Annotated in this window: 7 protein-coding genes and 6 tRNA genes; all 13 read left to right on the top strand. The window is 51.5% G+C overall.

The features are described from left to right. The first annotated feature begins 53 nt into the window (after positions 1-53). The 13 genes from JJQ72_RS05495 (at position 54) to tgt (ending at position 8717) form a co-directional block, all read left to right on the top strand. A tRNA-Met gene (locus JJQ72_RS05495) sits at positions 54-130 on the top strand. Positions 131-158: 28 nt separating this feature from the next. After that, positions 159-235 (top strand) — tRNA-Asp (locus tag JJQ72_RS05490). Between the two features lie 186 nt (positions 236-421). Further along, positions 422-497, top strand: a tRNA-Lys gene (locus tag JJQ72_RS05485). Positions 498-510: 13 nt separating this feature from the next. Further along, positions 511-585 (top strand) — tRNA-Gly (locus tag JJQ72_RS05480). A 3-nt stretch (positions 586-588) separates the two neighbouring features. Beyond that, positions 589-665: transfer RNA gene (locus JJQ72_RS05475), tRNA-Arg, on the top strand. 487 nt (positions 666-1152) lie between these two features. Next, positions 1153-1226, top strand: a tRNA-Pro gene (locus JJQ72_RS05470). Positions 1227-1361: 135 nt separating this feature from the next. Next, positions 1362-2078, top strand: a complete 717-nt coding sequence (locus JJQ72_RS05465; protein ID WP_208202998.1) for a BofC C-terminal domain-containing protein — start codon at positions 1362-1364, stop codon at positions 2076-2078. 162 nt (positions 2079-2240) lie between these two features. Beyond that, positions 2241-2744 (top strand): crossover junction endodeoxyribonuclease RuvC, encoded by a 504-nt coding sequence (gene ruvC / locus JJQ72_RS05460; protein WP_138225088.1) that lies wholly within the window; start codon positions 2241-2243, stop codon positions 2742-2744. Next, positions 2741-3352 carry a Holliday junction branch migration protein RuvA gene (ruvA, locus tag JJQ72_RS05455; protein WP_138225089.1) on the top strand — a complete coding sequence of 204 codons (612 nt, stop codon included), beginning with the start codon at positions 2741-2743 and terminating at the stop codon, positions 3350-3352. The genes ruvC and ruvA overlap by 4 nt, the downstream gene beginning before the upstream one ends. Before the next feature lie 31 nt (positions 3353-3383). Further along, complete coding sequence (gene ruvB / locus JJQ72_RS05450) at positions 3384-4391, top strand: Holliday junction branch migration DNA helicase RuvB (RefSeq protein ID WP_138225090.1); 1008 nt, start codon at positions 3384-3386, stop codon at positions 4389-4391. 30 nt (positions 4392-4421) lie between these two features. Continuing rightward, positions 4422-6521 carry a SpoIID/LytB domain-containing protein gene (locus tag JJQ72_RS05445; RefSeq protein ID WP_208202997.1) on the top strand — a complete coding sequence of 700 codons (2100 nt, stop codon included), beginning with the start codon at positions 4422-4424 and terminating at the stop codon, positions 6519-6521. A gap of 5 nt (positions 6522-6526) precedes the next feature. Continuing rightward, entirely contained in the window at positions 6527-7558 is a 1032-nt protein-coding gene (gene queA / locus JJQ72_RS05440) for a tRNA preQ1(34) S-adenosylmethionine ribosyltransferase-isomerase QueA (protein WP_208202996.1), read from the top strand. Positions 7559-7577: 19 nt separating this feature from the next. Beyond that, entirely contained in the window at positions 7578-8717 is a 1140-nt protein-coding gene (gene tgt, locus JJQ72_RS05435; protein WP_138225093.1) for a tRNA guanosine(34) transglycosylase Tgt, read from the top strand. The last annotated feature ends 5 nt before the right edge of the window (positions 8718-8722 follow it).

Here is an 8722-nt window from a genome sequence, read left to right as displayed (position 1 = left end):
AAGCAGAGGGTCGGGGGTTCGATCCCCTCAGCCTCCACCATATAATTTAATGACGCGGGGTGGAGCAGCTCGGTAGCTCGTCGGGCTCATAACCCGAAGGCCGCAGGTTCAAATCCTGCCCCCGCAACCAATTATATCGCATAGCGATTATGCCTCATGGAACTGTGGTGTAGAGGCCTAACATGCCTGCCTGTCACGCAGGAGATCGCGGGTTCGAATCCCGTCAGTTCCGCCATCTTTGAACAGCTCCAGGGATGAGAATCCGATATTGGGTTCGTCGGAGCATACTCTTCGGAAGCATAAGCTTCGCAGTCTCGAACGAAGAGAGTATCCCGTCAGTTCCGCCATCTTTGAATAGCAACAGGGATGAGAATCCCGTGAGATTTATTGGGACAAGCTCCCGTATTTTTTTTGCTTGTATGAGCCATTAGCTCAGTTGGTAGAGCACCTGACTTTTAATCAGGGTGTCGAAGGTTCGAGTCCTTCATGGCTCACCACAATATTTTATTTGCGGACGTGGCTCAGCGGTAGAGCATCGCCTTGCCAAGGCGAGGGTCGCGGGTTCGATTCCCGTCGTCCGCTCCATAAGTCCCCTTAGCTCAGCTGGATAGAGCGTTTGACTACGAATCAAAAGGTCGGGAGTTCGAATCTCTCAGGGGACGCCATTTAATGAACTCAAACTTCCAATTGGAAGTTTTTTTGTTTTGTAGGAATTTTCGAACTCTTTACCTGAGCGTACCGTTATAGTATATGAGCTGTATTGCTGAAGGGGGCAGAGTTATGTTTGCGCAGATCTTTTTAGGAATGTTCTGGATATGTATAGGCGTGGGCCACTTTCTGAAATGGAATAAGCTTAGAAGCTCACGAATGAAAGGCCATGTTAGAGCTGAAGCCATTCCCTCTTACCAACGAGGATTGGCCTTACCTAGTGTATGCCTTGGTCTAATCTTTATCATGATGGGCTGGGTGGAACATCAAATGTGGCTGCCTGTGAATAGATTCATTCTCATATATTTGGTGTTAGCCATGATACCGGTAATAATGCTGTATCGTAATCATAAACGACATCAGAAACATTTTTATTAAATTCATCTCATCAACAAAATGCTTGTCACACCATAGAGCGCTATGATATAATATTTCTATCGCTTTCGGGACGTAGCTCAGCTTGGTAGAGCACCTGGTTTGGGACCAGGGGGTCGCATGTTCAAATCGTGTCGTCCCGATTTTTGAAGTGAGAGAAGAACTGTACATCTTGTCGATGTACGGTTTTTTTCTGTCTATACCTCTGTTGCGCTGTTGCATATTTGACAGATTTTGCGGTCAAACTATAAAAAAACAACGGACAGAAGGGGATTACTTTGGACATTTTTCAAATCCGAAAATTGTGGAGAAAGCGTTGGAAACGCTGGAGAAGAGCGATATGGACCTGCTCGTTGTTCATTGGAATTGGTCTGCTGGCTTTTTCGGGAAATCAACTGACCGAGCGCATGAAGGAGCTGCTGACACAGGACACGCACCCGGCTCCCATTGCTCTGGAAACACTTTTGCAGCTTCAGATCGACCCGCAAGCAGAACAGCAGGCAGATTTCGTTGAAGAACAGCAGCAATTCATGAAGACACTGAATGAGAATCAAGGCCAGATGCAGGTGCATCTAAGAACGGTTTATGTGTGCGGTGTCGAGGAGAAAAGCCTAGGGCTGCATAGCGCTGATGGGATTTACGCTCTGATGAATCAAAATCCGGCCTTGAGGGGCAGCTTTGATTCGGAGGGTGAAGTGTGGCTGGAGGAGGCTGTTGCCGACGATTTATCTCCTTCTTGTAAAGAACAGGCTTACATCAGTGTGGATCAGGAGGGTAACCTGACGCTTTTTGACGGTCCACCGGAGAAGGATAAGGTAATCCAAACCTTTTTCCAGCTTGATATTGGATCTATGGAGTCGTCATTGCCAGTGGATGTGGTCAGGCAGCTGCAGCATGGTATCCGGGTACAGGATATAGAGGAGTACAACAGCGTGCTGTCTACGTTCAGTGATTATGCCAGGGATTTAGCGGAGGATGGTATGAAAGCACATTAATGAATGCCATAGATGATCTATCCTGAAAAGGATGGATCTTTTTTTGTGTCATAGCCGATGTAGAATGTTCTTGAAATGAGCAAAGTTTTCCTCAACGCAGGGCGTAAGTTTTGTTATAATGGAATAACGATACATATGTTCGCTTCAAGGGAGAGGTTAGGTTTGCGTATTATGGGAATAGACCCTGGCATAGCTATTGTCGGGTTCGGATTTGTAGATAAGGCCGGAAGCAAGCTGACGCCGGTGCAGTATGGGAGCATCCAGACGAAGGCGCATACTCCTGAAGAGGAACGTTTGCATCACGTATATGAAGGCATGGTTCAGCTGATTGATCAATATAAGCCGGATGCGGTCGCTTTTGAGAAGCTGTTTTTTAATCGGAATGTCACGAATGCGATGGCGGTTTCACAGGCTCGCGGCGTCTTGATTCTGGCAGCAGTCCAGCGCGGGCTGCCTATAGGAGAGTATACCCCGATGCAGGTCAAGCAGGCGATTGTCGGATATGGTAAGGCCGAGAAGAAGCAGGTTCAGGAAATGGTCCGAATGTTCCTCAAGCTTCAGACTGTCCCGAAGCCGGACGATGTCGCGGATGCTTTGGCGGTGGCGATCTGCCATGCCCATTCCTCTACGTTGAATTCTAAATTGAATGAGGTATTGCGAAAATGATTGATTTTTTACGCGGCCAGGTCGCTCATCTGGAAAATGAATATATTGTGCTGGACGTCCATGGCGTCGGCTATCGGGTGTTCTGCCCTAATCCCTTTGCCTTTGCGAAGCAGGAGGGCGAGGTCACGGTGTTTACGCACCATCATGTGCGGGAGGATGCCATTCTGCTGTATGGCTTTTCTACTCGGGAAGAGCAGCGGCTGTTTCGCAAGCTAATTGAGGTCTCAGGGATTGGACCACGGGTTGCGCTCGGTATTTTGGGTGGAGGGTCGCCAGATCATCTGGTGTCTGCCATTTATCAAGAGAACATCTCCTTCTTAATCAAGCTGCCAGGGATCGGAAAGAAGACGGCCCAGCGCATGATTCTGGATTTGAAAGACAAGCTTGAGGGCTTCCAATCGACCGTCGTTAATACCGGGCTGTTTGCGATGCCTGAAGAGACTGCGGGCGAAGCCGGCTACTGGCCGGAGGCACGAGAAGGCCTTAAGGCGCTGGGCTACACGGATGGGGAACTGGATAAAGTATGGCAGCAGCTTAAAGCTCAGGCAGAGGGGGCATCGGTAGATGTCCTCATGAAAAAAGCGCTCCAGTTGTTATATGCAGGTTAAAGCTTCACATACAGGAAGGGAGTGTTGAAGGGTGGATGACCGAATCATCACGGCAAACCTAATGATGGAAGACCAGGCGGTCGAGCTCAGTCTCCGTCCTCGCTATCTCGCCGAATACATTGGCCAGAACCAAGTGAAGGAGAACCTCAAGATTTATATCGAGGCGGCCAAAATGCGCAAGGAAGCGCTGGATCATGTACTGCTGTACGGACCCCCAGGGCTTGGTAAAACGACATTATCTAATATTATTGCGAATGAGCTGGGCGTAAGTCTCCGAACGACCTCTGGACCTGCCATTGAGCGCCCGGGGGATCTCGCGGCTCTGCTGACCAATCTGCAGGAAGGTGATGTGCTCTTCATTGATGAGATTCACCGGCTGCACCGAACGGTAGAAGAGGTGCTGTATCCGGCGATGGAGGATTTTGCCCTGGATATTATGATTGGCAAGGGTCCCAGTGCGCGATCCGTCCGGCTGGACCTGCCTCCATTTACGCTTATCGGTGCCACAACACGCGCTGGACTCCTGTCGGCTCCGCTTCGAGACCGTTTCGGCGTAGTCAGCAGACTGGAATTCTACACTGTGGATGAGCTTAGCTATATTGTGTCCCGGGCTGCCGATATATTAAATGTAGAAATTGTGGGAGAAGCCTCGAACGAAATTGCGCTGCGTTCCCGGGGTACACCGAGGATTGCGAACCGCTTGCTTAAGCGCGTGCGGGATTACGCCCAGGTTCGCGGGGACGGGATGATCACACCGGACATGGCCCAAGAAGCGCTTAAGATGCTTCAGGTGGATCCGATGGGGCTGGATATGATTGATCACAAAATGCTTCATGCGATGATCCACAGCTTCCGGGGAGGGCCGGTAGGCCTGGATACGATTGCTGCAACGATCGGGGAAGAAAGCCAGACCATTGAAGATGTGTATGAGCCTTATCTGCTGCAGATCGGATTTCTACAGCGGACGCCGCGGGGAAGAATGGTCACACCGGCCGGTTACGGCCATCTCGGTATTCCGTATCCACAGGATCGGCGCTAGATAGTTAAAGTTCAAGGAGGACATGGGATAATGAGCAGGAGTAACTGGAAAGTAAGAGCGCTGAAGGCTGCGCTAAGAATCATGCTGGCCGGTGCAGTCATGAGTACAGTCTGGACGGCAGCCCCTCAAGCACAGGTGCAGGCTGCCAGCATGGACAGCATCCGTGTCGCCTTGTTTCTGGATTTGGGGAGCAAATATAAATCAACGGTCCCGGCCGTAACGATCAGCTCGCAGGAGGCGTTGACAGCATCCTTTGTTACCCCTAATGCTAATATCCAGGCTGCTGCGCTTAACGCCGGAGAGCAGACTCGCCTTAGCAGCAATTCTTACCGTGTTAAGGTGATGGAATCCAAGGATTGGACAGTTATCGCGGAAGCCGTAAAGAAGCTGCAGGCAACCGTTGATAAGCCTGTAGTGTTCAGCTCCTATACCGAGCAAGGAAAAGTCTACCAGCTGTATACAGGGATGTATGCTTCAGAGCAGGCAGCCAAGGAAGCGGCGGCAAGAACCGCACTGGCTGCAGCAGTGTATCTCAAGGGTCAAATTCCGTCTGCAAAAGGCAGCATGCACCTGACGACAGGTCCTCTTGCTTCAGAAGCTGATGCAGAAGCGATGGTACGTGCCCTGCAGTATAATGGAGTAGATGCATTTAAGGCTATCGTTCCTGCCGGAGAAGGTGTGAGCTATGAAGCCTGGGCGGGTGAGGCTGTAAATGAAGCTGAGCTCAGTGCGCTCCAGAGCTCGGTCTCGAAGACGGCTATCACCATGGTGCCGACAGGAAACCATCCCGTTGGCCTGATCCTGCGGGAGGATGCAGGGCTGGATGCGGCTGCACCGCAAAGTATGGTGCATTACATGATATCAGGCCCCGGCTCCAAGCTGTGGCTTGCTGGCACAGGGGCTGGAATAAACGTCAAGGAGCGTTCCGGAAGAACCTACCGCGGCAGCATGGAGGCCGGCAGCAAGAATGGGCAGCTGTATCTCGTAAATACGGTGCCGTTTGAACAATATTTGTACTCGGTGGTGGGAGCCGAGGTTCCTTCCAGCTGGTCTATGGAGGCGCTTAAGGCACAGGCTGTGGCTGCTCGAAGCTATGCCCTGTATCAGGGGCTGCGATTTGAGGTGGCGCATGTTGTAGACACCGTATTGACACAAGCCTATAACGGGATTAGCTCAGAGGCTGAACGAACGACAGCAGCGGTTAACGCTACAGCGGGGGAAGTCCTGATGAGCGGCGGCAGTATTGTTGAAGCGGTTTTTTCATCCAATAGCGGAGGTGTCACGGCCGATCCTTCTGAGGTGTGGAACAGCGGCAACAATCTCTTCGCAGCGGTAGAAAGTCCGGGCGATGCTTCAGCGCAGGCAGCGCTGAAGAAATGGTATGCCATTTTGCTGCCAAGCGGACAGACGGGATACGTGCGTGAAGATAATGTGAAGGAAACGGGAAGCACGCTGTCCGGCTTGAAAACGATGACGGTCACGGCGAATTCCACCAACGTCCGGCCACTTCCGATGATTCAGTCTTCAGTGCAGCCATTGACTCAAATGAATCCGGGTCAGACTGCCATCGTTCTGGATATCGTCTCTGAATCCGGCAGCTACGACTGGGTGCGAGGACCCTTTACGTCGGAGCAGCTGCTGGGAAGTCTCAAGGGCAGGACGTCCACATCTTTGCCTTCCGTTATTACATCGTTGGAGGTTACAGGTCGGGGGCCTTCCGGAAGAGTGACGGAGCTGACCTTGAACGGTCAGGCTTTAAAGGTCAGCTATCCGGATATGTTCCGCTCGGCGCTGGGAGGCTTGCCAAGCACAATGTTTGATATTGAGCCAACCGGCAGTTATACTGTATTGGGCGCAAACGGCGCTGCTTCCGCTTCAAGCTCTACGCCGCTGACCATTCTTGGTGCAGATCAGGCGAAGCGACCGGCAGCAGCCGGCATGATTATTATGAACGGAGCCGGTAAATCCCGCGCTTTGGAGAGCGGCCAGGGATTTCGTTTTGTAGGCAAGGGCAATGGCCATGGATTGGGCCTCTCTCAATGGGGAGCAAAGGGCATGGCGGATGAAGGGTATGATTACAAACAGATTTTGCAACACTATTACCGCAATACCACTATAGTTAAGGACTGACTGACATGAATGTCGATGCATATGATTTCGAGCTTCCGGAGGAGCTAATTGCGCAGACGCCTTTACTGGAGCGCAGCTCTTCCCGGCTGCTTACTTTGAATAAAGAAACGGGAGAAACCACCCATGAGCATTTCTCAAGTATCCTTGAACAACTGAGACCGGGCGATACCTTGGTACTGAATGATACGAAGGTTATTCCGGCGCGGCTGTTTGGCGTGAAGGAGGATACGGCAGCGAAGGCTGAAGTGCTACTTCTGAAAAATTTGTCAGGTGATACCTGGGAAGCGCTCGTCAAGCCGGGCAAAAAGCTGAAGACCGGAAGCGTCATCGTGTTCGGAGACGGGCAGCTCCGCGCGACGATCGAATCGGAGGGAGATATGGGGGCGCGTACGCTCACCTTTTCCTATGAGGGGATTTTTCAGGAGATTCTTGATGCTTTGGGACAAATGCCGCTTCCTCCTTATATTAAAGAGAAGCTGGAGGATAAAGACCGGTATCAGACGGTATATGCGAAGAACGAAGGCTCCGCTGCCGCTCCGACCGCAGGGCTCCATTTTACAGAAGAACTGCTTCAGAATATTCGCAGCAAGGGAGTCGATATTGCTTTTATAACGCTGCATGTGGGTCTGGGCACCTTCCGTCCGATGTCTGTCGAGCGGGTCGAAGACCATGTGATGCACGAAGAGTACTACATGATCTCCTCGGAAACAGCTGCTATATTGAATGAGACGAAGGCGAGGGGCGGTAGAGTGGTGGCGGTCGGGACAACCTCCTGTCGCACTCTGGAAACGGCCGGAAATCAGTTCAAGGGACAGCCGCTGGAGGAATGCAGCGGCTGGACCGATATTTTTATATACCCCGGCTATGAATTTCAGGTTGTGGATGCACTCATTACGAACTTCCATCTGCCGAAATCCACGCTGGTTATGCTGGTCAGTGCGCTGGCAGGAAGAGATCATATTATGGCCGCTTACAAGGAAGCGGTAGAGCAGCAATACCGTTTCTTCAGCTTCGGTGATGCGATGTTTATTTTTTAACTCGGAGGTTTTGTCAAACATGACAGCAGCAGTGACATACGAACATATTAAAACTTGCAAGCAATCGGGGGCCAGACTGGGACGGGTACATACTCCCCACGGCGTAATCGATACCCCGACCTTTATGCCTGTGGGTACGCTGGCGACGGTAAAGACCATGAGTCCGGAAGAGCTAAAGGCCATGGAGGCCCAGATCATATTAAGCAACACGTATCATCTGTTTCTGCGACCGGGACATGACATCGTTCAGGCAGCGGGCGGACTTCACAAATTCATGAATTGGGATCGGCCAATCCTGACAGACAGCGGTGGCTTCCAGGTGTTCAGTCTGGCGGAAATGCGGAAGATTACAGAGGAGGGCGTACATTTCCGCTCCCATCTGAATGGAGACAAGCTGTTTCTGTCCCCGGAGGTCGCGATGGAAATCCAGAACGCTCTGGGATCAGACATTATGATGGCATTTGATGAATGCCCTCCGTTTCCAGCCGAGTACGAATATGTTAAGAAATCCACAGAGCGGACCTCCCGCTGGGCGGAAAGATGCCTTAAGAGCCATGCCAGACCGCAGGATCAGGCACTATTTGCTATCGTTCAGGGGGGCATGCACGAAGACCTCCGCGTACAGAGCGCCCGGGATTTGACTTCCATGGATTTCCCGGGTTATGCTATTGGTGGACTTAGTGTGGGAGAATCCAAGCAATTGATGTATGAAGTGTTGGATTACACCGTGCCCCTGCTGCCAGAGAACAAGCCCCGCTACCTGATGGGTGTCGGCTCGCCTGATGCGCTGCTGGAAGGCTCGATCCGGGGTGTGGATATGTTCGACTGCGTGCTTCCGACGCGGATCGCCCGCAACGGGACGACCATGACAAGCCAAGGCCGTCTTGTCGTTCGCAATGCACAGTACGCAAGGGACTTTGGGCCGCTGGATCCGGAGTGTGACTGCTATACATGCCGTAACTACTCTCGTGCCTATCTCCGCCATTTAATCAAGAGTGACGAGACGTTCGGGCTTCGCCTGACGACGTATCACAATCTTCATTTCCTGATTAATCTGATGAAGAATGTGCGGGAGAGTATTATGGAAGACCGTTTGCTGGATTTCCGCGATGAGTTTTTTGACAAATACGGTCTGCATAACAACGAAAAAGGATTTTAAGAGGT

Source organism: Paenibacillus sp. F411, assembly GCF_017582705.1.
In the GTDB taxonomy this organism is placed as follows: domain Bacteria; phylum Bacillota; class Bacilli; order Paenibacillales; family Paenibacillaceae; genus Paenibacillus_AQ; species Paenibacillus_AQ algicola.
This window is presented reverse-complemented; position numbering and strand designations above follow the sequence as displayed.

Bases quoted from the DNA above. Each gene is read 5' to 3' on its own strand.
- JJQ72_RS05445 (WP_208202997.1), top strand. From the start codon at position 4,422: ATGAGCAGGAGTAACTGGAAAGTAAGAGCGCTGAAGGCTGCGCTAAGA.
- tgt (WP_138225093.1), top strand. From the start codon at position 7,578: ATGACAGCAGCAGTGACATACGAACATATTAAAACTTGCAAGCAATCG.
- queA (WP_208202996.1), top strand. From the start codon at position 6,527: ATGAATGTCGATGCATATGATTTCGAGCTTCCGGAGGAGCTAATTGCG.
- ruvA (WP_138225089.1), top strand. From the start codon at position 2,741: ATGATTGATTTTTTACGCGGCCAGGTCGCTCATCTGGAAAATGAATAT.